At 43.7% G+C, this 22,457-nt stretch carries 21 protein-coding genes and 1 pseudogene; 14 read left to right on the plus strand and 8 right to left on the minus strand.

What is annotated here, in order from left to right:
• From yajC to ACHUFN_RS04815, 4 genes are all read right to left on the minus strand, one after another.
• Window positions 1–339, minus strand: a complete 339-nt coding sequence (yajC, locus tag ACHUFN_RS04800) for a preprotein translocase subunit YajC (RefSeq protein ID WP_394221167.1) — start codon at window positions 337–339, stop codon at window positions 1–3.
• Window positions 340–363: 24 nt separating this feature from the next.
• Window positions 364–1,476, minus strand: a complete 1,113-nt coding sequence (tgt, locus tag ACHUFN_RS04805; RefSeq protein ID WP_394221168.1) for a tRNA guanosine(34) transglycosylase Tgt — start codon at window positions 1,474–1,476, stop codon at window positions 364–366.
• 150 nt (window positions 1,477–1,626) lie between these two features.
• Complete coding sequence (queA, locus tag ACHUFN_RS04810; RefSeq protein WP_394221169.1) at window positions 1,627–2,673, minus strand: tRNA preQ1(34) S-adenosylmethionine ribosyltransferase-isomerase QueA; 1,047 nt, start codon at window positions 2,671–2,673, stop codon at window positions 1,627–1,629.
• A 407-nt stretch (window positions 2,674–3,080) separates the two neighbouring features.
• Window positions 3,081–3,284, minus strand: coding sequence for a DUF6471 domain-containing protein (locus ACHUFN_RS04815; protein WP_394221597.1), 204 nt, complete (start codon window positions 3,282–3,284; stop codon window positions 3,081–3,083).
• A 350-nt stretch (window positions 3,285–3,634) separates the two neighbouring features.
• Between ACHUFN_RS04815 and ACHUFN_RS04820 the strand changes: the two genes are divergently transcribed.
• The 9 genes from ACHUFN_RS04820 (at window position 3,635) to ACHUFN_RS04860 (ending at window position 10,171) form a co-directional block, all read left to right on the plus strand.
• Window positions 3,635–4,024 carry a DUF2170 family protein gene (locus ACHUFN_RS04820; RefSeq protein ID WP_394221170.1) on the plus strand — a complete coding sequence of 130 codons (390 nt, stop codon included), beginning with the start codon at window positions 3,635–3,637 and terminating at the stop codon, window positions 4,022–4,024.
• Window positions 4,025–4,047: 23 nt separating this feature from the next.
• Complete coding sequence (locus ACHUFN_RS04825) at window positions 4,048–4,728, plus strand: PspA/IM30 family protein (RefSeq protein WP_394221171.1); 681 nt, start codon at window positions 4,048–4,050, stop codon at window positions 4,726–4,728.
• 140 nt (window positions 4,729–4,868) lie between these two features.
• Entirely contained in the window at window positions 4,869–5,924 is a 1,056-nt protein-coding gene (locus tag ACHUFN_RS04830) for a potassium channel family protein (RefSeq protein ID WP_394221172.1), read from the plus strand.
• A gap of 12 nt (window positions 5,925–5,936) precedes the next feature.
• Window positions 5,937–6,581: a YjfK family protein gene (locus tag ACHUFN_RS04835; RefSeq protein WP_394221173.1), complete on the plus strand. Its 645-nt coding sequence runs from the start codon at window positions 5,937–5,939 to the stop codon at window positions 6,579–6,581.
• Window positions 6,582–6,598: 17 nt separating this feature from the next.
• Entirely contained in the window at window positions 6,599–7,015 is a 417-nt protein-coding gene (locus ACHUFN_RS04840; protein WP_394221174.1) for a DUF350 domain-containing protein, read from the plus strand.
• A 10-nt stretch (window positions 7,016–7,025) separates the two neighbouring features.
• Window positions 7,026–7,694: a DUF1190 family protein gene (locus ACHUFN_RS04845; protein ID WP_394221175.1), complete on the plus strand. Its 669-nt coding sequence runs from the start codon at window positions 7,026–7,028 to the stop codon at window positions 7,692–7,694.
• A gap of 2 nt (window positions 7,695–7,696) precedes the next feature.
• Complete coding sequence (locus tag ACHUFN_RS04850) at window positions 7,697–8,863, plus strand: glutathionylspermidine synthase family protein (RefSeq protein WP_394221176.1); 1,167 nt, start codon at window positions 7,697–7,699, stop codon at window positions 8,861–8,863.
• A 20-nt stretch (window positions 8,864–8,883) separates the two neighbouring features.
• Window positions 8,884–9,423: a rhomboid family intramembrane serine protease gene (locus ACHUFN_RS04855; RefSeq protein WP_394221177.1), complete on the plus strand. Its 540-nt coding sequence runs from the start codon at window positions 8,884–8,886 to the stop codon at window positions 9,421–9,423.
• Window positions 9,424–9,469: 46 nt separating this feature from the next.
• Window positions 9,470–10,171, plus strand: coding sequence for a VC0807 family protein (locus ACHUFN_RS04860; protein WP_394221178.1), 702 nt, complete (start codon window positions 9,470–9,472; stop codon window positions 10,169–10,171).
• A gap of 37 nt (window positions 10,172–10,208) precedes the next feature.
• Here the strand turns inward: ACHUFN_RS04860 and ACHUFN_RS04865 are convergent.
• Window positions 10,209–10,353, minus strand: a pseudogene (locus ACHUFN_RS04865) (IS3 family transposase); the annotation flags it as partial.
• A gap of 248 nt (window positions 10,354–10,601) precedes the next feature.
• On the opposite strand from ACHUFN_RS04865, the gene ACHUFN_RS04870 reads away from it, so the two are divergent.
• From ACHUFN_RS04870 to ACHUFN_RS04880, 3 genes are read left to right on the plus strand one after another with little or no spacing between them, the layout of a single operon-like run.
• A complete protein-coding gene (locus ACHUFN_RS04870) occupies window positions 10,602–11,291 on the plus strand; it encodes an ABC transporter ATP-binding protein (RefSeq protein WP_394221179.1) in 690 nt (229 codons plus the stop codon).
• A 20-nt stretch (window positions 11,292–11,311) separates the two neighbouring features.
• Window positions 11,312–14,137: an FtsX-like permease family protein gene (locus ACHUFN_RS04875; protein WP_394221180.1), complete on the plus strand. Its 2,826-nt coding sequence runs from the start codon at window positions 11,312–11,314 to the stop codon at window positions 14,135–14,137.
• A gap of 34 nt (window positions 14,138–14,171) precedes the next feature.
• Complete coding sequence (locus ACHUFN_RS04880) at window positions 14,172–15,545, plus strand: lipocalin-like domain-containing protein (protein WP_394221181.1); 1,374 nt, start codon at window positions 14,172–14,174, stop codon at window positions 15,543–15,545.
• Here the strand turns inward: ACHUFN_RS04880 and glsB are convergent.
• The 3 genes from glsB to ACHUFN_RS04895 form a co-directional block, all read right to left on the minus strand.
• Window positions 15,542–16,450, minus strand: coding sequence for a glutaminase B (glsB, locus tag ACHUFN_RS04885; RefSeq protein WP_394221598.1), 909 nt, complete (start codon window positions 16,448–16,450; stop codon window positions 15,542–15,544). The genes ACHUFN_RS04880 and glsB overlap by 4 nt on opposite strands.
• Before the next feature lie 260 nt (window positions 16,451–16,710).
• Window positions 16,711–18,069 carry an alkaline phosphatase gene (locus ACHUFN_RS04890; protein ID WP_394221182.1) on the minus strand — a complete coding sequence of 453 codons (1,359 nt, stop codon included), beginning with the start codon at window positions 18,067–18,069 and terminating at the stop codon, window positions 16,711–16,713.
• A gap of 219 nt (window positions 18,070–18,288) precedes the next feature.
• A complete protein-coding gene (locus ACHUFN_RS04895) occupies window positions 18,289–19,248 on the minus strand; it encodes a chemotaxis protein CheV (protein ID WP_394221183.1) in 960 nt (319 codons plus the stop codon).
• A gap of 373 nt (window positions 19,249–19,621) precedes the next feature.
• Here ACHUFN_RS04895 and ACHUFN_RS04900 point away from each other — a divergent pair, with 373 nt between their 5' ends.
• Together ACHUFN_RS04900 and ACHUFN_RS04905 are read left to right on the plus strand one after the other, a co-directional pair.
• Entirely contained in the window at window positions 19,622–21,217 is a 1,596-nt protein-coding gene (locus tag ACHUFN_RS04900) for an isocitrate lyase (RefSeq protein WP_394221184.1), read from the plus strand.
• 282 nt (window positions 21,218–21,499) lie between these two features.
• Entirely contained in the window at window positions 21,500–22,444 is a 945-nt protein-coding gene (locus tag ACHUFN_RS04905; RefSeq protein ID WP_394221185.1) for a LysR family transcriptional regulator, read from the plus strand.
• Window positions 22,445–22,457: the final 13 nt, after the last annotated feature.

Here is a 22,457-nt window from a genome sequence, read left to right on the forward strand (position 1 = left end):
TTACAGTGACTTCATCGTGCCTTTAGGCAGCACTGCAGTTACTGAAGACTTCTGAACAACGATATTGTTTGAATCGTTAAGTGCAACTTCAATGAAGTCCTTTTCTTCTGACACTTTAGTAATTTTCCCAACTAAACCGCCTTGCGTTAGCACTTCGTCGCCTTTACTAAGCGAAGATACCAAGTTTTTATGCTCTTTCACGCGCTTTGCCTGTGGGCGATAAAGCAAGAAGTAAAAGATTAAACCGAATACTGCAAGCATGATGATCATTTCCATACCACCACCTTGCTGTGCACCGCCAGCCGCTTGTGCGTGAGCGTTTGAGATAAATAGGCTCATAAAATTCCCCAGATATTATCGTTGTTATAGTGCCGGAACCGGCAACCCTTTTTGTTCATAAAATTCTTGTACAAATTCATCAAGTGTACCTGCATCTATCGCATCGCGAAGGCCCTGCATTACACGTTGATAATAACGAAGGTTGTGGATGGTGTTTAAGCGCGCACCCAAAATCTCGTTACACTTGTCCAAATGATGTAGATAAGAGCGAGAATAATTTTTACAAGTGTAACAATCACATTTCTCGTCTAAAGGTGAAGTGTCGTTTCTGTGCTTTGCGTTTCGAATTTTCACCACGCCTTCCGTAACAAATAGATGGCCGTTTCGCGCGTTACGAGTAGGCATAACACAGTCAAACATATCAATGCCACGACGCACCGCTTCAACCAAATCTTCAGGTTTACCCACGCCCATTAGGTAGCGAGGCTTATCTTCTGGAATTTTAGGTGCAGTGTGGTCGATAATGCGGATCATGTCTTCTTTTGGCTCGCCCACTGAAAGGCCACCAATGGCATAACCGTCAAAGCCAATAGCCTCAAGACCAGCAAGCGATACATCGCGCAATCCTTCGTACATACCGCCTTGAATGATACCGAACAGTGCCGCAGGATTATCGCCATGCGCTTCTTTACTGCGCTTAGCCCAACGCAATGACATTTCCATTGAAACACGGGCTTCCTGCTCGGTAGCAGGATACGGCGTACACTCATCGAAAATCATCACGATGTCAGAGCCCAAGTCACGCTGAACTTCCATCGACTTTTCTGGCGTAAGAAGAATTTTTTCGCCATTTATTGGCGAGCGAAATGTTACACCTTCTTCGGTAATTTTGCGTAAATCGCCAAGGCTAAACACTTGGAAACCGCCCGAGTCGGTAAGAATTGGTTTATCCCAATTCATAAAATCGTGCAAGTCGCCGTGCTGGCGAATAATGCCAGTGCCAGGGCGCAGCATTAGGTGAAACGTATTGCCAAGACAGATGTGTGCACCGCTGTCTTTCAATTCTTCAGGGGTCATTCCCTTAACGGTACCGTACGTACCAACTGGCATGAACGCTGGGGTTTCAACAACACCGCGCTCGAAGACCAAACGGCCGCGTCGTGCTCGGCCTTCGGTTTTTAACAACTCAAATTGCATGTGAAAGCATTCCCACTTTGGTGCGCTTTTGCGCTGGGTATAAAAATAAATTGGCGGCGATTATACCAGTAATTTGGCTGAGATCATGCCCCGTATCTATGTTTATCTGTAACTAAACTAGAACCAATGGGCAAAAGCCCCCCGTTGAACTTAGGCACGCTCAATAAACATCGAATCACCATAACTGAAGAATCGGTACTCTTCATCGATAGCTTCTTGATAGGCTTTCATCACATTATCTTTGCCTGCGAATGCGCTAATTAGCATCATCAGCGTGGATTCTGGCAAGTGGAAGTTGGTGAACATGGCGTCAACCACTTTAAACTCGAAACCTGGATAAATGAATATTTCGGTATCGTCGTTAAACGGAGCAATAACGTCTTCATTACCCTGTTCAGCGCTTGCCTTCGCAGCAGACTCTAGCGACCGTACAGACGTTGTTCCTACAGCAATAACTCGCTTTCCTTTAGCTTTTGTTGCTAATACCGCATCTACAACCTCTTGGGGTACATCAGCAAATTCTGCGTGCATCTTATGCTCATGAATATTATCAACGCGAACCGGTTGGAATGTACCCGCCCCAACGTGAAGAGTAACGAACGCTAAATTCACGCCCTTTTCTTTTAGCGCATTCAATATAGTGTCGTCGAAGTGAAGGCCCGCAGTAGGCGCAGCAACAGCACCCGGTTTTTCGTTGTAAACCGTTTGATAACGCTCTTTGTCTGAGTTTTCATCGGGTCGGTCAATATAAGGAGGCAGCGGCATATGACCATGGGTTTCTAATAAAGAAAGCACTGTTTCGCTGTGCTCAAACTGTAAAATAAACAGCGCTTCATCTCTACCGGTAACGGTAACGTTTACTTTTTCTTCAAGAATGAGCTTAGTGCCAGCCTTCGGTGCTTTACTGGCTCTTACATGCGCAAGTGCAGTATTATCAGAAGTGATACGCTCGATAAGTACTTCAACTTGCCCCCCCGTTTTTTTCTTTCCTAATAATCGGGCGGGTATCACTCGCGTATTATTAAAAACCAACAGGTCACCAGGCTCCACAAATTTCAGCATATCTGCGAACATGGTGTGCTCAACCTCGCCGCTTTTGCCATTTAGGTGTAAAAGGCGGCTAGCTGTTCGCTGTTGAGTTGGGTATTTGGCAATAAGTTTTTCGGGTAGTTCGAAGCTAAAATCTGATAATTTCATATGTAAAACAAAACTGCAGTGATAAAGTTAGACCAAAGTACGAGGTTAAGTTTCTTTTAAGTTACAACTAAAGATTAATAGAAGCGCCAAAAGTTTACGTAAAGCATTAGAAGCTATAGCAACAAAACCATTTTTTTCAAAAACTTAAAAGAAAAAGTATTAATTAAGACAACTATTTATTTAACGACATACGCGAACATTTCCTTATTAAATAGCACCCAACCCCTTAAACGGTTAAGATACATCCAGATAGTGATGATGTTCTCCCATAAACATTCCTTATCATTCATACCCAGCTCCTGCTGGGTATTTTTTTATCTGAATGTTATTTTACCTGCTACACACTAAACGACTGTTTTAAGCCTTTCTTTTGCAGCAAGTATTTAATGAGGCGTATTTTACGCTTTTTATTCTTGAAGATCAGTTAAGATTTCTTCTAAAAGCGCAGCATCCAGCGGGCGCGCTTTTAATACGTAGATTATTTGTAAAAGTAAGTCGGCGCCCATAATTCCCTTATTGACCTTATTCCTAAGGTTATCAGCACTTTGTTCAACACCAATCTCTTCAAGCCTTTGGCTTAACGCTTGATATTTCACGCCGCGCACTGACATTTCAGATTTCACAACCCTTGCCACTGTTTGTCGCCACGCATTCTTAGCATTTTGCACATTTTGTGCATTTCTTGTGTCCACACAGCCCCCAAAAACCACTCAAATGTGATGTATATTTTACAAAAACACACTTTTTTACACTTATGGCATGTTTTTAATGTTGACGATTATGGCACAACAGGTCTACACTGCAAGTCAAGATATTGGCGAAGATGAAAATAGTCGTTACAGTAGAAATGTTTGAGCTTTCCTAACATCGAAAGTTAAACACTTAAGATAATCACGGAACAACACGACTTACACGACATTCATTTTCAAAACTATCGCTTCAATAATTAAAGGAGAAAGGTATGAGCTGGGAACTGGAAAGCATCGAAGCCCTATTTAAAGAGCACGATGACTTTGTGGTAACACGTGAGGAAAATTGCTTACTTATCGCTAATCAAGACGGCATTGACGCATGGCTTGCTATCAGCGGAGAGCAAATCTTGGTTGAGAGTCTTTTGTTTGCAGCGTCTGAAGTAAAAGATAAGCCAGCGTTAGACCACGAGATACTATCTTCTCATATGGTGTTTCCTCTCACGACCGTAGGAATTTCAACGATTGGCGGTGAAGAATATTACACTGCATTTGGCGCACTAAGCGCACAATCGAAAGCCGAAAGTATTGTTATTGAAGTAGAAACACTGTTTCAGAATGTGGCGTCTTTCTTAGATGCTTACGAAACACACCTTAACTAAAATTTACTTCTAAGGAGAAGCGAATGTCAGTGTGGAAAAAATTAGTAACTGCAGTAAAAGGTGGTGCTACCGAAGCTGCTCAGTCTGTTGTAGACAGCCAGGCTATTCGAATTCTGGAACAAGAAATTAGAGAAGCCAAAGAAGAATTACGTAAGTCTGATCATGCGCGCACACAAATATTGGCGAAGTGTAAGCTTTCTCAGCAAAAAGTAGATAGCTACAATTCATCGATAGCGGAATACGAAGCGCACGCTCGCAAAGCAATTGATAGCGACCGTCAACTTGCGCTTGATTGTGCGCAGAAAGTCTCTGAGCTTAAAGAAGAGCGCGATCAGGAGCAAACATATCTTGATCAGTTCCAGCAGTCAGAAAAGCAGCTGGCACAAAATATCCAGCAGGCAAAAGCGAATTTACGTCGTTTAGAGCAACAAGTGGATATGGTAAAAGCGACGGAAAGCGTTCAAAAAGCGCAGGTCGCGGTGTCTTCACGCCACATGGGCGCGAACAGTAAAATGAAGACTGCAACGGAATCTTTATCTCGTATTCAAGATAAGCAAAAGATGCGTAACGCAGAACTTCAAGCCGCAGAAGAGTTAGCTAATAACGAGTCGAGTAGCGACCTTGAAAAGCGTTTAGCTGAAGCGGGCATTAAAGGTGGTAAAACATCAGCCGACGACGAGCTAGCGCGAATTCTAGGCAAGTAAGTTATTAAAATGGGAGCCACATGCTCCCATTTTTAATTATCAATACATAATTCCCTGCAAATATTGCAGAATGGTAACCCTAGACAAATCAAGCACTTCAAGGCAGAGTAAGGGCACGCATAACAAGGGCTGTTTCTTTTATGTCTCCATGGATTAAACTGCGAAAAATCATGCTGCAGCATTTTGCAGAGTCGCGCTGGTATATCATTGTCGCGATAACGGTGTTTTACGCGATCACCAGTTACTGGTTGCTTTACGCGGCCGACGAACACGAACTCATCGCGCATACCAGCTTTGTTTACTGGCTAGCAGTAACAGCGTCCACAGTGGGATACGGCGATCTCTCCCCCGTTACACCAGCGGGCAAATTCGTGGTAGCGCTGTATGTTATTCCCGTTGGCTTGAGTATATTCGCCATGGTCATTGGCCGAATAGCTGCGTGGGTTTCATTAACATGGAAAAGAGGATTGTTGGGTATGAATAGCTTAATGCTAAACGAACACATTTTGCTAATTGGTTGGAACGGGCAGCGAACAATGCTTTTGTTGGATTTAATTCTTCAAGAACGCGACGCCATGCCAGAACGCCCAGACATTGTTTTATGTGTTAAAGCTGATATTACCAACCCCATGCCAGGTGTCATTGAGTTTGTAAAGGTCGACTCGTTCAATAAAGATGAAGATATGGATCGGGCCTGTGTTGGCACAGCCAGAACTATCTTAATTGATAACCCGCAAGATGATGTCACTATGACCACTGCGCTTTATTGCTCGAAGCGTAATCCAGACGCACATCAAGTCGCTTATTTCGATGACGACAGTTTAGTAAGCCTTCTTCAAGACCACTGCCCTAAGGTGGAGTGCACGCCTAGCGTGGCGGTGGAAATGCTGGTTAAAGCGGCCTTTGATCCAGGCTCAAGTATGCTACACCACGATTTGCTCAGCATAGATGAAGGTCAGGCACAATTCTCTGTGAAGATCCCTGAAAGTAGCCCAACCATTTCTGTTGAAAAGCTGTTCACGAATTTAAAGCGCAAACACGACGCTATTTTTATTGGTTTTGCCCCTAACGGGCTGGTTAAAGAAATGATAGTTAACCCACCATTAGATGCCACATTAAACCCGGGCGACACCTTGTTTTATATTGCTGAGCGCCGCATTAATGCGATTGACTGGTCGTCCCTTGACGCAGACTAAGAGGCGGTAATTATGTTTAGTAAGCTATTTAAAAAATCAGAGCCTAAAAAGCCAAAATCACCCGAAATTATGGGGTTATATTTGGGTGGTTCTTTCGAACTAGACAATCTGAAATTGTCGCTGTTAGAGCCAGAACTGACTATTGAAGGCGCTGCTCGCTCTCAGCTTATTCAAACGGTTGGAGAAGCACCATTAGATACCGGCGGCACTCTGCTTCGCTTTTATACCGATGATGATGGTTTTTTACAGGTGGTCACCGATGGCGGCCTTTCTGAAAACCATATCACTGATGTGAAGCTGTGGCATTTTTATGAGACCAAAACCATTGGCAACACTGCACAGTGGAACGAGTGCTTAAAAAACGTTATAAGCCAACCAACTTACGAGCTAGACGGCAAGGTGTTTACCCGCGTTTGGGGAGCAATGGGAGACGAGTCTCCGCCTGTTGCCGTAACTGAAACCACGTATGAAGAAGATGGTGATGTAAGTACCACCGACCAATTTATGATGCTGTACGAACGCCCAATTGGTAACGAAAGAGTTGAGACCTTGCTTGTTGTCGGTGAGGAAAAACAAGTGGGTAATAATTTAGACAGATGCTTGGTAATTTCAACTGGGTTTGATGTTGAGCCCGCAGACATTACTATTAACGGTTAAGAATAAAGGGAATAATAATGGATACGATCATGCAATCTTTGGCTGGCCTAGATAACTTCGCGCTTTATTTCGGTTTGTCGATTGTCTTTTTGTTTATCTTCAAATTGGTTTACGCATTAGTGACACCTCACGATGAGTGGAAACTAGTTAAAGAAGATAAGAACGTAGCTGCCGCTATTGGCTTTGGTGGCGCCATTGTCGGCTTTGCCATTGCTCTTGGCAGCGCCGCATCAAACTCAGTGGCTGTAGTAGATTTTGCCATTTGGGCATTGGTTGCTGTTATCGCACAGTCTTTAGCCTTTGCTATTTTACGCTTTAGTTTTATGCCAAAAATTGCAGAGCGCATTAACAACAATGAAGTCTCAGCAGGTGTCATGCTTGCCAGTATGTCAATTGCCGTTGGCTTATTAAATGCCGCTTGCATGACCTATTAAGGGGGCAGCGATGACTGATAAACGAAATACACAGCTTGATGTTCATGAAAACATACAAGACGAAAAGCCAGCGTTAAAGCGCACTAAACACATTGACCTTAGCAGCATGCGCAAAGGCTTTAGCGTTAAGCCTTTGGCTTTGGGGGTAGCCAGTGTCATTCTTAGTGGCTGTGGTGGTGAGAAAGAAGATGCCACAATTTACACATCGCTAGAAGACTGTAAACAAGACTACCCTGATGCCGTTGAGCGCTGTGAAGCTGCCTATCAAACGGCCATGGACGAGGCCATGCGCACTAGCCCTCGTTTTAGTTCAGAGTATGACTGTGAACACGAATTTGGCCCTAACCAGTGCCAACAGGTAAACGACAATAGCGGCAGTTTCTTTATGCCCTTTATGGCGGGCTATATGGTGAGCTCGTTGCTATCGCCAAATCGCTATTACTCGCAACCCTTATATACCTCTTATTCGTATAACTCACCGTTTCGCTCACGCTGGATAACTGCCGATGGCTATGTCTTCGATGGTGATATTCGAAAACGAAAATATCGGGTAAGTAAAGACGTTTATAAGCCTAAACCAACGGTAAATCGCACCATGAAGCGAGGCGGATTCGGCAGCAGTGTACGTGCCAAATCGTCATGGGGAAGCAGTAGCCGTAAAGGCGGTTGGGGCGGTTAAATATGTTTAGAATGCCATGCCAGCCTCGAAAAGGCTGGCAGCAATTGGCCAACGAGTTTGGTTTCCATTTTCACACCATGTATGGCGAGCCCTATTGGGACGAAACAGCCTACTATCAATTCACGCTAGCACAAATTGAAAACGACATTGAAGATCCCACAGCCGAGCTTCATCAAATGTGCTTGGCGGTTGTTGAAGATGTGGTTAATAGTGAGGAGTTACTTACTCGCTTCCGAATCCCAGAGCAACATTGGGACTTAGTAAGAAACAGCTGGCAGCAAAGAGCCCCCAGTTTGTATTCACGCCTTGACCTTGTCTACAGCGGCAAAGGGCCTGCCAAACTACTAGAAAACAATGCAGATACCCCCACCAGTTTGTACGAATCTGGTTTTTGGCAGTGGCTATGGCTTTCTCAAAATGTAGATGCAGGAAAGCTTGCAATACATGCCGACCAATTTAATAGCTTGCAAGAGAAGCTGGTTCACAGGTTTCGTGAAATAGCGCTGCACTACAATATAAACCAGATGCACATGGCATGTTGCAAAGACACGGTAGAAGACCGAGGCACAGTGCAGTATCTTCAAGATTGCGCCAAAGAAGCAGGCCTTCAGGCCGATTTTGTATTCATTGAAGATGTCGGACTGGCTGATACCGGCGTATTTACCGATCTGCAAGATTCCCCCATCACCGACTGTTTTAAGTTGTACCCGTGGGAGTTTATGCTGCGCGAAGAATTTGGTGATGTGTTACACGATGCGCAAGTTAACTGGATTGAGCCACCATGGAAATCGGTGATTTCTAACAAAGCATTGTTACCTCAGCTTTGGAAGAAATTCGAGGGTCACCCCAACCTTCTCCCTTCATTTTTTTCAGATGAGATTAACGCTAAGCACTTATCGGGAAAGTGGATTAAAAAACCGCTGTTTTCTCGCGAAGGTGCGAATGTATCTGTTATTGAAAATGGGACTGAAAGTTTGCTTAGCGACGGCCCTTACGGCGAAGAAGGCTTTATTGTTCAAGCCTTTGAACCTTTACCCGTGTTCGAGGGTAACCATACCCTTATAGGCAGTTGGTTAGTTGACGATATGCCTGCTGGTATATCGGTGAGAGAGGACGCGTCAGCCATAACACAAGACCTTTCTCGCTACCTTCCCCACATTATTCTTTAATTTCTTCAAGGGGCAAAAATATGAAGCCGCTTTCTTTTCAAATACGCGTATTGCTAACGTTGGGCGCATTACTCATTGTAATAGAAGTCGCCAATTTACTGACTGGCAATACATTGAATCAATTTGGCGTGGTACCGCGCAGCTTGCAACACCTGCCCTATATTTTCACCGCACCATTCTTGCACGGTACACCTACACACTTAATGGCAAACTTGGTGCCGCTGTTGCTTTTCATGTGGTTAACCATGCAATGGGGAAAGCGTACATTTTTAATCGCCACGATAAGCGCACTACTTATAGGCGGTATAGGCGTTTGGCTTTTTGGAAGAAGCGCTACACATATTGGCGCAAGCGGTATGGTATATGGTTATTTCGGTTTTCTTGTGTTGGCCGGCTTTAGAAGTAATAAAGTGCGGTATTTACTTATCTCGCTAGTGGTTGCGGCGCTATATGGAGGAATGCTGGTTGGCGTGCTTCCCACATCGAAATTTATTTCCTTTGAATATCATCTATTTGGCTTTATTGGTGGCTTATTTGCCGCATGGCACTGGGCACGCTAATTAGTTTACGTATAATTAGTTGCACGATGAGACGTTTTAAATAGATATGTCAGCAGTACAAGAACCCACACAAAAGAACCAAGGCTTTCTCGGCAACCTCGCGTTTAACATTGTTATTCCCGTGGTACTAATGAGTTATGCAAGCTCCGAAGATTACCTAGGCCCAGCATGGAGCATTGTGGCAGCGCTTAGCTTCCCAATTGGCTATGGGCTTTGGGATTTGAAAGAGTCTGGGAAAGTGAATGGCTTTTCCATTTTAGGTATCATCAGCGTGCTTCTTACTGGCGGATTTAGCTTGCTAAAGCTTCCGGCAGAATACATTGCAATTAAAGAAGCCGCTATTCCTGGTATTATCGGCATCGCGGTACTCGTTACCCAATACTCGAATAAACCTCTGGTAAAGATGCTTATTTTGAACGACCAAATTATTAACTGGCCGCACCTAAATCAAGTATTGGATGCACAAGGAAAACAAGACGAGTTCAGAAGAAAGGTGGCAATTAGTTCATACATCGTTGCTTGCTCATTCTTTCTTTCGTCGGCGCTAAATTATATTTTGGCTAAGGTAATTCTAGTTAGTGAGCCCGGTACCACTGCCTACACTGAAGAGCTAGGTCGAATGACAGCCCTAAGCTACCCGGTTATCGTTATTCCAAGTACCATTTTATTGATTGCTGCACTTTGGTATTTATTTGCGCAGATTAAAAAAATTACGGGCGAAGAACTCGACAACTTTATTAATCAGTAATGTGACCTATCCTAAGATAGGTTGACAGTGTTTATTTTTAGGCCAGCTCCAGTAGCTGGCCTTTTCTATTGTGCGCCTGATTGGGCGTTTTTCATGTCTAAACTCAGGTGCGGTATCATTTCGTTATAAATCTTAACTGATTTGGCAACGAGTATTTTTAATTCCTTTATCGTTTTACATCTGTCCTGCCCAGTCCCGAAAAACATTGTCATTACTAGGCCTTCTCTAGGGCAACACCAAAAACCTAAGTACACGCAGCCTCATTTATCATTAGCTTTTACTTTGAACGGGCTCACAGAGTCGAAAAAGACTTTCGCTTTTTTAACCAAAACTTCTCTGGTTTACGTATAGTTATTATAAATGTACTTAGCTTTTACACTCTCAATCTAAGCGCTACCTTCTTAGCCTGACACCAATATAAAAACGAGCTATGCTAATTATTAAAGACTTGCGTAAATCCTTTTCGGGCTCTGATAAACCGCTTATCAACAATCTCAACCTAGCGGTAAAAGCCGGTGAATCAGTAAGCATCCAAGGTGCTTCTGGTTGTGGTAAATCCACGCTTCTTTCACTTATTGCCGGGTTTGAGCGCCCAGATAGCGGTAATATCGTTATTAATAATTTACCCATTGCATCTATCAACGAGGAAAACACAAAATCGATCGCTAGCGACATCGATTCATTTCGTAAGCAGCATCTTGGGATCGTTTTTCAAAGCTTTAACCTGTTTGATTGCTTTAATGCGTGGGACAACATTGCATTTACTGCACGGCTTAAGGGTAATGCAGATAAAGCCTATCAGGTAGCGTTAATGGACCAATTGGGTATTCTTCATTTAGCAGAAAAGCCCTTAAGCCAATTGTCAGGGGGGGAGCAGCAGCGCTGCGCCATTGCGCGGGCACTCGTGCATCGCCCTTCTCTCATTCTTGCCGATGAACCTACTGGTAACTTAGATGAAGCCAGCAGCGATAATGTTTCTCGTTTACTGTATGAAACCTGCAAGCAGGCGAAGACTGCGCTTGTTGTAGTTACACACAGCAGTGATGTAGCAACAAAAGCAGACCGTGCCCTTAAGCTACACAAAGGCGTGCTTGAAAGTACTAATGCCGATATGGCTTAAGGCTTAAGTGAGGAAATAGTTTGCTTCGTACTTTTCTACTTACCACTTCTAGCCTGATTGCCATGGCGAAACGAAGGCCTTGGGAGCCACTGCTCATCATGGCCGCAATTGTGTTGGCGAATGCAGGGCTCGTTACAGTGCTGTTAATCAACGAAGGCGCTACACAAGGCGAGCTTCTGCAGCAACAGCAAGGGCTACTCAACAATATCATCACATCAGCCAATACCTCCTCGCCTATCACTAAAAGCCAGTATGCGCTGTTGCGAAAAAGTGGCTTTACGCAACTTGTTGCCGTAACCGAACGTGACATCTTTTTAGCGTGTGAAAACGGCGAAGAAAACACCCGAAAAATTAAGCTGGTTGGTATAGATACACAACCTTTTTTGGGTAACAGATATGCCGCAAACACAGCTAACAATACAACACTGCCAAGTGCATTTTTCTCGCCAAATACTGAGCTTAATCGTGAAGATAATACTAGCCGCGTTTTCCGCTCTGTCGGCATTAGCTCATTTTCTGTAAATGCCCTCATACATCCGGTAACCAACAAAACGCTGAGTTGTCACACAAACCTTGTAGAGCGTGAAAACAACACAGTAGTTAGCGGTAAATCTAGTGACACCAGCCCACCGTTCCGTCACTGGCCGGCTACAGTAAACACCTACACCAGTGCGCTCGTTGCGCAAAACACCCTTGTGATTTCAATTGCTGACTTTTACAAAGGCCAGGTTCGAATTAATGGCACTTTCAAAACTAAGCAAAGCAAAAACCAATCATCCACTACACACTTTCCATTAACTGGATTAGTGTCGTTGACGCCTATCTCTCAGCTAGAGCTTGCTCAAATAGAGAATTTACTTGGCCAGAAAGTGTCGTTTCTTCAAAGTAACGCTGATAATGACACGGGTTCATTGCCTGATAGCTTTCGCTTAAATTTGTGGGCGATGAGTGCGCTTATGGGCGTAGTCGCGCTTTTTATTGTGCTCAATGCGCTTAACTTAATGTACCGTACCCGCTTACCGAATATCATCAGGCTAAGACAATTAGGCGTGCCTAGCCGAACGTTAGTAAGCGCATTATTTGCCGAACTACTGCTATATTGCTTTGTCAGCATTCCACTTGGCATGGACATCGGATTCAAGGCGGCGGCCCTGTTATCGCCCGCTATTGCTGGCACATTTACATCATTATTTAACGCCGTATTTATCAACCCTGACGTTAATTTGCTCTCGCTTTTTGGTTTAGCGCTATTTGTTACCTTTTTATCTTTAGCGCTTTTTAGTCTGGTACCAGTAACAAAACTGTCTAACGCGCTTACTGATAATAGCGTTAAGAAAGCTAATAGCCTCTCTTTTATTGCCGTCTTTATTATATCGCTGGTACTGCTCTCGCTACTTTTCGCCACTGAATTGTTTGTCATCTCTACAGCTTCGGCGCTTCTTTTCGTTGCCTTGCTTTTACTTATTAGCTGCGTCTTAGTGTTGCTTTGGCTCCCTATTTTATCAAACCAGCTTGCGCGCTTAGTTCCACGAAAATGGCCTGTGTTTCATTATGTGATAGCCAATATGTATTTGTTATCCAGCAAAACACGCCTTGCAGTGTGCGCTTTCTTTATAGCGTTAACGGCCAATATTGGCATGAATACCATGACCGACAGCTTTAGAAACGCAACCGAGCAATGGTTAACTCAAAGGCTTTATGCACCGTATTACCTTTATACCGATTTACCGCTTTCCCAATTTACCGCGTCCTCGCAATTGTCTATCACGCCCCTTCTAAAAGCTAAAGCCAAGGTAGTAGGCATTCTGAGCACAGAAGAAAGTGCGCCTACAAAGAATAGCGCAACATCAACCGTATTTATTAATAGCTACCCCACTCATCAACGAGGTAAAACCGCATTAGTCCTTGATTCAATACTTGATGAAGACACAGCTTTCGAGCGGGTGTGGCAGGCGTTTTCAGCGGGTGAAGGTGTGTTTATTAATCAACAATTGGCGTTTGAGTATGATGTTTCACCAGGCGATACGCTAGATATTGCGAATATTTCGATTTTGAAAGCACAAACTAAAGTTACAAGCTCGGCTAATTCATCGGCCCATAGCGCTTCTTCAAATAGTAACTCAGCTATTTTTACTACATCCCCAACGTGGAAAGTGCTGGGGATCTACCCTGATTACGGCAATCTAACGGGGCAAGTTTTAGTCCCTCTGACGTTTTTTAACAAGCGTAGTGACGCAATTCAAAACGCCTTATTTTCTGGCGTTATGGCTATTTATCCGAAGAGCTCTGACACCTCTTTTATTACAAACGCATCCACCGCTAGCACACTCACATTGGCCGAGATAGAAGAGGAACTAAGTGCAATGGCAAGCGGTGATGCAAGCACACGGTTTTACACACGCCAGCAGCTTCTCGACATATCAATGGAAACCTTCGATCGCACATTTGTATTAACTGACGGGTTAAACATTACTACGTTGCTGGTTGCCGGAATCGCGTTTGCCGTGTCGTTAACGGTATTGACTATAGGCAGTTCTGCGCAGCTATCTGTACTTAGAGCTTTAGGTGTAAGTCAGTTCAAAGTAAAGCTTGTTCTTTTTATGCAGTATATGTTGCTTTTTTTTCTTGCCGCGTTGTTGGCAATCCCCTTCGGCATTTACTTAGCATTCATTTTTATTAATTTGGTTAACAGGTATGCGTTTAGCTGGGTGTATCCGCTAACGGTTAGTTCGCATGTTATATTTTTTAGCGTTGGGCTTTCTTTGGCCGTTGTCTCAGTAGTGCTCTTATTACCCTTAGGAAAATTAAAGCCAAAGATAGATTTAAGGCAGGAAGTTCAATTATGACAAATGAGCAAATTGTTATGACAAAGGCTTACGCATGAAGCTTGGCTTTAGTAAGTCATATGCAAATCAATCCAGCCGCTTTTCGTTAAGAGATGCAATGCGCTATTTGCTGTTGCTGCTTTTCGTGTGTGGAATGATAAGCGCTTGTGATGGGTCCACTTTTGAAAGCAATGACGAACAAAAAAAGGCTATACCAAACCGCTTTTTTGGCGACATAAGAACAAATGCAGACTTCGCTTCAGTTGAAATAGGCTCACCTATAACACTGCCTTATGATCATAAAAGCCATCCAGAGTTTCAATTAGAATGGTGGTATCTCACCTTTGTTTTAGCCGACACTCGTGGCAACGAATTTGGCCTGCAATATACGCTGTTTCGCTTTAACAATAGAAACGACAGACAAACGATAGACAGTCATTGGTCAGACTCTCAGCAGTGGATGGTACATGCCTCGCTACACACGGTAAGTAAACATTACTTCGAGGAACGTTTTGCCGCAGGAGGAGTGGGTAATGCCCAAGTTGTTCATAACCAACTGAACTTTAAAGCCGTTATCGACGATTGGGTTTGGCAAACAGTAAATAACGATATTAATGAAGATGGAGCGAGTAACAGCGAGGCCTTAACAAGTGACTCCAATGAACATGCTGGTAACAGCTTCGCGAGCATATTTCCTTCTTCGCTGTCGCTGTCTTTTGGGCAACCGAAAAAGCGCGATAATGATGAGATAAGCGTTAATGAAACAGACGATATAGATGCGCTTCCCTTAAACAAAACTACTCCCGTTGACCGTGCAGTGAACGTTTCACTTAACCTTAATGCAGTGAACCCTTTTATAAAGCAAGGTGACAATGGCTTCAGTAAAAAGACTGAAGACGGACGGTTGCGCTCGTACTATTACAGCCAGCCCTTCATTGATACGCAAGGCACTATAAACATCGAGGGAAATGAATTCGCGGTTAAAGGTAAAGGCTGGTTCGATCACGAATGGACAAGTCACTTAGCGAATAATCAAGCCATGGGTTGGGATTGGTTTTCACTGCACTTAAATAATGGCAGTAAGCTGATGGCGTTTCGTATGCACGCCACCCAGCAAGACGATAGTAACGAGACAACCGAAATTTTTACTACCGCAAGCTATATTACTGAAGAAGGTGTTAAGGAAAACCTTGGACAAGACGATATTGCTATCAACTCATTTAAAAATGAAGTTATTGAGCACGGTGAAACAAAACTAATTGTGCCAACCCATTGGCAAATTCAAATACCGGAAAAAAATATCGACGTGACTATCTCGCCGTTTAAATTGGGCCAGTGGAACGAAAGCCTATTCCCGTACTACGAGGGAAGAGTAAAGGTAACTGGCACTCACGACGGAGATGGATTTATGGAGCTGACAGGCTATTAATAAATAGACCAGTTTATCCTCTCGCTCAAAGAAGTAAGCGCGGCTACACCTAACTGTGAGTTGCCCACACTGTTAAGTGCTGGTGAAAATACACAAATGGAAAACCTGCCAGGCACAACAGCCACAATGCCACCACCCACTCCACTTTTGCCAGGCAATCCCACTTTAAAGGCAAAGCTTCCCGCTTCATCGTACATGCCACTGGTTGCTAAAAGCGCATTAACTTGTTTGGTTTGATAAGCGGTTAGCACCTGCTCGTTCGCGCAGGTCGAAAAGCCCCCATTGGCGAGAAAGCTGGTACAGCGAGCCAAGTCCTCACAGCTCATTTCCAACGCACAGTTATGAAAATAGTTGCGAAGCACATCTTCTACTTCGTTTTCAAAATTACCGTATGCCCTCATAAGATAAGCCATGGCAGCATTACGAGAGCGATACTCGTATTCCGACTCTGCCACTACTTTATTAACGACTATTTCGCCATTGCAACTTAATCGCCTAACAAAATCTCGCATTGCGATGTGAGGCGAGGCAAACCGAGATTGAACCATGTCACTGACCACCAGCGCCCCAGCGTTAATAAAGGGGTTGCGGGGAATGCCATTTTCGTACTCAAGCTGGACTAGTGAGTTGAACGGTAAGCCAGAGGGTTCACAACCCACTCGCTCCCACATGGTTTCACCGTAGTGATTGATAGCCAGCACCAAATTAAAGACTTTTGAAATGCTTTGAATTGAAAAAGGAACGCTGGCGTCACCAATAGACGTTATTTGCCCTTGAGTGTCACATATTGAAATACCGAATTGCCGTGGGTTAACCGATGCCAGAGCAGGAATGTAGTCTGCAACTTTCCCCATGCCTAACATGGGTTCAACTTCATCATAAATATCCTGAAGTAGCGCTAGCATTTCGCTTTTCATTGTCCCCTATTCCTTATTTAATTCGGAAAAAAATAAAGCGCCTGTTTGACAAAACGCTGGCGCTTTACTCTCATTTTCATAGCTCGTTGGCTTCACACTTGCGTTGCAAAACATGAATTCGAATTACGCATAAGCTAGTGCACTAAAGCGGCACCAGATTTAAAAAAGTTTTAATACACGTATTTATAATTAACAAATGTCAGTTTGTTATACATGGATACTTTCTTAAGCAATAATTCGATTTGCATTCACTCTTTTTTTTCAATGAATTGAAAGATCTTTTTCGCAATGTCTGTATTGTCAATTTGGCCAATAAACGACTGGTAACCGGCGCCAAATGCAAACACTTCAACATCTACTCCAGTATGTCCGCCAGTTGTCCAACCTGTATTGGTTTTCGTATCGAGGAACGCCTTTACTGCATTAAAACGCGTTTCGTCATCTTGGTTAGAAACACTATCCAATGTAGCCAGTTCTTCCTCGCTAAGCGAGAAACCTAGCTTACTTGCCACAAACTCACCTGGGTTTTCTTCACTTGCCATTTCAAGCGCAATGGTAAGTACAGAAGCTGACATTGCTTTTAGATGCTCTGGGCTCCAGCGGTAATCCCCATTCGCACCTATGGTTAGACCGCCCGTGCTATGATCAGCCGTTAACACAACTAAAGTATCTGGATTTGCCTCTACATATTCACGCAAGTAGGTCATGGTTAATGCTAAATCATGCATTTCAGCCATGGCTGAACCGATATCGTTAGCGTGCCCTGCCCAGTCCACTTGGCTTGCTTCAACCAAAAGGAAAAAACCATTTTCGTTTTCCAAATGTTTGATTGCGTTTTTAGTTAAGTATTCAAGGCGGTTTTTACGTTGTTCATCTAGTACCGCTGGAAGTGCGACTGGCGCAAATAGTCCCAACACGTTGCTGCCTACTGGAATCGCATCCAAATCGCTGTATGAATCGGCATATTCGTAACCAGCTTCAACAAACTGAGCCAATATGTCTCTGTCTTCGCGTTTGAAATACGTCGTTCCGCCGCCTAGCATAACGTCAGCAATGAAGTTGTCGTTCACACGAATATCGAAAAAATCTTCAGCAATCTCGTTGTAGTTTTTTCGACTTTCATTATGCGCAATATAAGAGGCAGGCGTAGCATGAACAATTTGAGAGGTCACAGCCAACCCGGTACGCATACCCATGCGTTTTGCGTGGTACATGACAGAGTTGACAGGTTGCTTATCTACATCAACACCAATTGCACCATTGTAAGATTTTACGCCAGTAGCCAAAGCAGTTGCCGCAGCGGCAGAGTCAGTGACATAACCAGACACTTGAGCAGGGTATGTCGAAGCATTTCCCACTAAGATGTCGTCGAAAACAACAGACTCCATTTCTGGCGTTGACGGGTTGTCCATAAAGTTACGATATGCCGTTGTATAAGCGGGCCCCATTCCATCAGCGACCACCATTATGATATTTTTCGGCACATTTTGTGACGGTTTGCTTTTGAGGTTAGCAGTTTCTGATACAGGCTCAGTAACACTGCACCCTGAAAGAACTGCAAAAGTCGCACAGCTCAGCAAAGATGTGCGAATAAGTTGTTTAATCATTTAAACTTCCCTGAGTAAGTAGTGGTACCTGCGTTGTATACTCACAGCCAGATACAAAAATCGATACTATCGCGAATGTTTGATTGATGTATGTTTGCGATAAGGGCTACTAGTGTAAAGCAGGCGGGCAATATGCTCAAAGTTTTTGAGCAGAAAATAGCGCCAATAGATGACCAAGTGGTCATCTATTTAAACTAGGCTAATATAGATTGAAAAGAGTTACTTACTTTGCGTTGCGAGGTACTGGCGCATACGTTGTTGAGCCACATCAACAAGCATGTCTGGTTGGAATTTAGAGATAAACCTATCGCAGCCGACTTTCTCTACCATCGCGTCATTAAAGCTCCCACTTAGCGAGGTATTTAACGCAATAAACAGGTTGCTCATTCTTGGGTCGTTGCGAACTTCAGACGTCAGCCTATACCCATCCATTTCGGGCATTTCTGCATCGGTAAACATTAGCAGAATTTCGTCAGTTGGCTTTTTACCCTCGTCAGCCCACTTTTTTAACAACGCTAATGCTTCAGCGCCATTTTTACGCTCAATGATACTAATGCCAAGTTGCTCTAACGTGTCTCTAATTTGTTTTCGTGCTGTACTTGAATCATCTACGATTAGTACCTTTTTACCTGAAAAGTGATTCACTATTTCTTTATCTAACACTTCTTCTGAAATAGACGTATCGTAATCAATGATTTCTGCGAGCACTTTTTCGACATCAATAATCTCCACAAGCTCTTGCTTACCGTCAACATTCACCTGAGTTATAGCGGTCAAATAGTTTGATTTACCTATACCACTTGGAGGGGGTTGGATAGTTCCCCAGGACGTATTCACAATGTTCTTCACTTCCCCAATGATGAAGCCCTGAACACTTCTGTTATATTCGGTAATGATCACGTTTTTAGCTATTGTTTCCGTTGCCGCATTACGCATTTTAATGGCTTGACGCAGATCTATAATGGGTATAGAACTGCCTCTGTAGTTCATCACACCTTTCAAGTTTTGATGTGATCCCGGCATGATGTTTAGCTTAGGTACATTAATTACTTCTTTAATTTTAAAAACATTCATCGCAAAGATGTGTCGCGTTCCAAGTTGAAACATCAAAAGTTCAAGCCTGTTTTCACCAACAAGCTTGGTTCTTTGATCGACCGACGACAATACACTGCTACTCATAAAACCCACTTTTAATTTATTAATCAATTCGCTAGGAAGAAATTTGTAAATGGCTTAACGCGTACTTTCTAGCCTGATCTTTTCGTGGCAAATTTACCTCGCCCAACACGGCAAAGCTATTACCCTTTAAGCTAATAGACTGGCGAAATAACCAACTCAATAACAGCTACATTCTAACCTTAGTTCAATTCTAGCATCACACTTAATCGAAACCACAGGGCACTGGCATTCACAAAATAAATGACCGCAATGCGAATTATATATTTCTCTTATTCCGATTACCACACTAGGATGAAATGGAATCAACGGAAACGCCCTACAGCGTAAACATAAACAACGTTAAGTATTTTAATTATAGTCGGGAGAGACGCTCATGTCGCAATATCAACAAGACATTGATAACTTCGCCACATTAAAGGCAGCACAAAACGGAACTTGGGAAGGTATCAACCCAGAATTCGCTGCACGCATGAAGGTTCAAAACCGTTTTAAAACAGGTTTGGATATTGCTCGTTATACAGCAGGTATCATGCGCAAAGACATGGCTGAATACGACGCAGACTCGTCTCAGTACACACAATCATTAGGTTGCTGGCATGGCTTTGTAGGCCAACAAAAAATGTTGTCTGTTAAAAAGCACCAAGGCACTACAAACAAGAGCTACCTATACCTTTCAGGTTGGATGGTAGCAGCACTTCGCTCAGAGTTCGGTCCACTTCCTGACCAATCAATGCACGAGAAAACGTCTGTATCAGCACTTATAGAAGAGCTTTACACGTTCCTACGTCAAGCAGACGCTCGCGAACTAGGCGACCTTTTCCACAAACTAGACGACGCTAAGAAAAATGGCGGCGACGTAGCGGCAATTCAAGCAGAAATCGACAACTACGAAACTCATGTAGTGCCAATTATTGCTGATATCGACGCTGGTTTCGGTAACGAAGAAGCTACGTATCTACTTGCAAAGCAAATGATTGAAGCTGGTGCGTGCTGTATTCAAATTGAAAACCAAGTATCTGACGCTAAGCAGTGTGGTCACCAAGATGGTAAAGTAACGGTTCCACACGAAGATTTCCTTGCGAAAATCAACGCGGTTCGCTATGCGTTCCTTGAGCTTGGCGTAGAGGAAGGTGTAATTGTTGCGCGTACTGACTCACTAGGTGCGGGCCTTACTCAGAAGATCCCTGTATCTACATCAGAAAGCGACTTGGCTGCTCAGTACAACGCGTTCCTTAAAACTACTGAAGTAGCGGGCGCAGACGACCTAGCAGAGGGTGATTTAGTACTTAAGCAAGGCGGTAAACTTGTAAAACCTGAGCGTCTACCTAATGGTTTATTCCGTTTTAAAGACAATACTGGCTTCGACCGCGTTGTTCTAGACTGCGTAACGTCTCTTCAACACGGTGCAGACCTACTTTGGATTGAGACTGAGAAGCCTCACGTAGGTCAAATTGCAGAGATGGTTAACGCTATCCGCGAGCAGGTGCCTAACGCTAAACTGGTATACAACAACTCTCCATCGTTTAACTGGACGCTTAACTTCCGTCAGCAAGTATTCGATGCGTGGACTGAAGAAGGTAAAGACGTTTCTGGTTACGACCGTGCGAAGCTTATGTCAGCTGACTACGATGACAGCGAACTTGCGGCCGCTGCAGATGAGAAAATCAAGAGCTTCCAGGCTGATGCAGCGCGTGAAGCGGGTATTTTCCACCACCTTATCACGCTACCTACGTACCACACTGCAGCATTGTCTACTGATAATCTTGCTAAAGGTTACTTTGGTGAAGAAGGTATGCTTGCTTACGTTCGCGGTGTACAGCGTCAGGAAATCCGTCAAGGCCTTGCGTGTGTTAAGCACCAAGCCATGGCAGGTTCAGACCTAGGCGACACGCACAAAGAGTACTTCTCTGGCGAGGGCGCACTAAAAGCTTCTGGTGAAGACAACACCATGAATCAGTTTGACGTATAACGCAAACGAGTAATAAGTTAAACGGAAAGCATCCCAACCTTTCCAGCAGGGCACCTTCGGGTGCCCTTTTTTGCTTTACGCATTCACTGAATTTATGCTTTTATGAAAAAACAATCTCACCAATATTTTTACAGAAACCATAAAAACATCATATAAATCTTAATTTTCAATAATTTATGTAATTTTATTTGATTATATTAAGACTAAACGCTTATCTGACATTGAAATAAAAAAGCTTTATAATAGCTGTGTTTAATTAAGTTTAAAAAGAGCATTAGAATAATGAATATAGCGAAGGTCGACCTGAATTTACTGGTTTATTTGGACGTGCTGTTGCGCGAAGGCAGTGTAACAAAAGCAGCAAACCAACTAAGTATCACCCAACCCGCAATGAGCAACGGCTTAAAACGCCTTCGAGATTTATTCAAAGACCCGTTATTAGTTCGCACCAGCGACGGCATGACGCCAACCAAACGCGCACTAGAATTACAGCCTATAATTCGCGATGTACTTAGCCGGTTAGAAAGCTCTATCCAACCAGAAACTGATTTTGATCCGCTAACTAGCGATAGAACGTTTCGCATTATGACCAGTGATTATGCGGAGAGTACCTTATTACTTGAATTAGTTGGAAGACTTGCTGATTTAGCGCCTAATATTACGCTTGACCTTATCACCCCTAGCGACGTGACCTTCCACGACGTAGAGCAAGGAAAAGTCGACATGGCTGTCAACCGCTTTGATGAGTTACCTTTATCATTCCACCAAAAAGTTATTTGGTACGACACGTTCAGCTGTGTGATGAGTGCCGACCATCCGCTAGTGGAAAAATGCGACTTAGAAGGTTACCTAAGCGCCCAACACATTTGGGTAAGTAAAACTGGGTTTGGCGTAGGCGTCGGTATCGACCCTAACGAAGTACAGAAACTGGGATGGGTTGACGCCGAGTTAACGAAAATTGGCAAACAGCGCGCAATTCGCGTGTTTACACGCCATTACCATGCAGCCCTCCAAATTGCCAAAAAGCAAAAGCTAATTGCTACTTTACCAAGCAAAGCGGCACGTTTATTCAAACACGATCCAGATGTGGTTATTAAAGAACCCCCATTTGATATTCCGCCTATAGCATTAAAAATGGCGTGGAGTGCCCTTCTTCACCACGATGCAGGCCATATTTGGTTACGCAGATTGATCAGTGACGTGGCCAGCGAGATGAATGCGGGCTAAACATTCACAAAAT

It is taken from the genome of Alteromonas gracilis, from assembly GCF_043642145.1.
Taxonomy (GTDB): Bacteria; Pseudomonadota; Gammaproteobacteria; order Enterobacterales; family Alteromonadaceae; genus Alteromonas; species Alteromonas gracilis_B.

Excerpts from the sequence above, each read along its gene's own strand:
- yajC (WP_394221167.1), bottom strand. The coding sequence starts at position 339 with ATGAGCCTATTTATCTCAAACGCTCACGCACAAGCGGCTGGCGGTGCA.
- tgt (WP_394221168.1), bottom strand. The coding sequence starts at position 1,476 with ATGCAATTTGAGTTGTTAAAAACCGAAGGCCGAGCACGACGCGGCCGT.
- queA (WP_394221169.1), bottom strand. The coding sequence starts at position 2,673 with ATGAAATTATCAGATTTTAGCTTCGAACTACCCGAAAAACTTATTGCC.
- ACHUFN_RS04815 (WP_394221597.1), bottom strand. The coding sequence starts at position 3,284 with ATGTCAGTGCGCGGCGTGAAATATCAAGCGTTAAGCCAAAGGCTTGAA.
- ACHUFN_RS04820 (WP_394221170.1), top strand. The coding sequence starts at position 3,635 with ATGAGCTGGGAACTGGAAAGCATCGAAGCCCTATTTAAAGAGCACGAT.
- ACHUFN_RS04825 (WP_394221171.1), top strand. The coding sequence starts at position 4,048 with ATGTCAGTGTGGAAAAAATTAGTAACTGCAGTAAAAGGTGGTGCTACC.
- ACHUFN_RS04830 (WP_394221172.1), top strand. The coding sequence starts at position 4,869 with ATGTCTCCATGGATTAAACTGCGAAAAATCATGCTGCAGCATTTTGCA.
- ACHUFN_RS04835 (WP_394221173.1), top strand. The coding sequence starts at position 5,937 with ATGTTTAGTAAGCTATTTAAAAAATCAGAGCCTAAAAAGCCAAAATCA.
- ACHUFN_RS04840 (WP_394221174.1), top strand. The coding sequence starts at position 6,599 with ATGGATACGATCATGCAATCTTTGGCTGGCCTAGATAACTTCGCGCTT.
- ACHUFN_RS04845 (WP_394221175.1), top strand. The coding sequence starts at position 7,026 with ATGACTGATAAACGAAATACACAGCTTGATGTTCATGAAAACATACAA.
- ACHUFN_RS04850 (WP_394221176.1), top strand. The coding sequence starts at position 7,697 with ATGTTTAGAATGCCATGCCAGCCTCGAAAAGGCTGGCAGCAATTGGCC.
- ACHUFN_RS04855 (WP_394221177.1), top strand. The coding sequence starts at position 8,884 with ATGAAGCCGCTTTCTTTTCAAATACGCGTATTGCTAACGTTGGGCGCA.
- ACHUFN_RS04860 (WP_394221178.1), top strand. The coding sequence starts at position 9,470 with ATGTCAGCAGTACAAGAACCCACACAAAAGAACCAAGGCTTTCTCGGC.
- ACHUFN_RS04870 (WP_394221179.1), top strand. The coding sequence starts at position 10,602 with ATGCTAATTATTAAAGACTTGCGTAAATCCTTTTCGGGCTCTGATAAA.
- ACHUFN_RS04880 (WP_394221181.1), top strand. The coding sequence starts at position 14,172 with ATGAAGCTTGGCTTTAGTAAGTCATATGCAAATCAATCCAGCCGCTTT.
- glsB (WP_394221598.1), bottom strand. The coding sequence starts at position 16,450 with ATGCTAGCGCTACTTCAGGATATTTATGATGAAGTTGAACCCATGTTA.
- ACHUFN_RS04890 (WP_394221182.1), bottom strand. The coding sequence starts at position 18,069 with ATGATTAAACAACTTATTCGCACATCTTTGCTGAGCTGTGCGACTTTT.
- ACHUFN_RS04895 (WP_394221183.1), bottom strand. The coding sequence starts at position 19,248 with ATGAGTAGCAGTGTATTGTCGTCGGTCGATCAAAGAACCAAGCTTGTT.
- ACHUFN_RS04900 (WP_394221184.1), top strand. The coding sequence starts at position 19,622 with ATGTCGCAATATCAACAAGACATTGATAACTTCGCCACATTAAAGGCA.
- ACHUFN_RS04905 (WP_394221185.1), top strand. The coding sequence starts at position 21,500 with ATGAATATAGCGAAGGTCGACCTGAATTTACTGGTTTATTTGGACGTG.